General features: G+C 73.8%; 1 protein-coding gene and 1 pseudogene. Both read right to left on the reverse strand.

What is annotated here, in order from left to right:
* Positions 1–274 precede the first annotated feature (274 nt).
* Positions 275–868, reverse strand: a complete 594-nt coding sequence (gene rdgB, locus DAT37_RS28675; RefSeq protein WP_109528019.1) for an RdgB/HAM1 family non-canonical purine NTP pyrophosphatase — start codon at positions 866–868, stop codon at positions 275–277.
* Positions 865–1,106, reverse strand: a pseudogene (gene rph / locus DAT37_RS28680) (ribonuclease PH); the annotation flags it as partial. The pseudogene rph and the gene rdgB, both read right to left, overlap by 4 nt.

Below are 1,106 nucleotides of genomic sequence, written 5' to 3' on the forward strand. Positions count from 1 at the left end.
ACGCCCGCGAGCGCGCCTGCCCAGGCGGGCACCACGTCATACTTCTGCACGGCACCGACGCTACGCCCACCCCGGGGGCCGGGTTCTTACGCCCCGGTTACGGACCGCCCCTCGGTGGCGGAGCCGCAGCGGACTCGGGACCGCCCCTCGGCGCGGAGCCGCAGCGGACTCGGGACCGCCCCTCGGCGCGGAGCCGCAGCGGACTCGGGACCGCCCCTCGGTGCGGAACCGCGGCGGACTCGGGACCGGCCGCCGTCGGCCCGCTACGGCCGGGTCAGGCGGACGACAGGAGGTCGCGGACGATGGGGGCGAGGGCGCGGAAGGCGCGGCCCCGGTGGCTGATCGAGTCCTTCTCCTCCGCCGGCATCTCCGCCGTGGTGCGCGTCTCCCCCTCGGGTACGAAGATCGGGTCGTATCCGAACCCGTTCGCGCCCCGAGGAGTGGCGATCAGGCGGCCCCGCAGGGTGCCGTCGACCACGCGCGCCTGCCCCGAGGGCAGCGCCAGCGCCGCCACGCAGGCGAATTGGGCGGTCAGCCGGTCGGCGGGCACGTCGGAGACCTGCGCCAGCAGCAGGTCGAGGTTGGCCCGGTCGTCTCCGTGGCGGCCCGACCAGCGGGCCGAGAACACCCCGGGCATGCCGTTCAGCACGTCCACGCACAGGCCCGAGTCATCGGCCACCGCGGGCAGCCCGGAGCCCTGCGCGACGGCGTGCGCCTTGAGCAGGGCGTTCTCCTCGAACGTGACCCCGGTCTCGGCCACCTCGCCGATCGACGGGAACTCCTCCAGCCCCACGATGTCGAACTCCGCCAGGATGCGGCGCAGCTCTGCGATCTTGCCGGGGTTGCGGGTGGCCAGCACGATCTTCATCGCCCCAGCGCCTCTTCCTGGATCAGCGTGAGCTCCTCGCAGCCGGCCACGGCCAGGTCGAGGAGCCGGTCGAGCGTGTCGCGGTCGAACGGGGCGCCCTCGGCGGTGCCCTGCACCTCGACGAAGCTGCCCGTGCCGGTCATCACGACGTTCATGTCGGTCTCGGCGGTCACGTCCTCGCTGTAGCAGAGGTCGAGCATCGGCACCGAACCCACCACGCCCACCGAGACGGCCGACA

This window comes from Nocardia aurea, assembly GCF_003123685.1.
In the GTDB taxonomy this organism is placed as follows: Bacteria; Actinomycetota; Actinomycetes; order Mycobacteriales; family Mycobacteriaceae; genus Nocardia; species Nocardia aurea.

Bases quoted from the DNA above. Each gene is read 5' to 3' on its own strand.
- rdgB (WP_109528019.1), bottom strand. From the start codon at position 868: ATGAAGATCGTGCTGGCCACCCGCAACCCCGGCAAGATCGCAGAGCTG.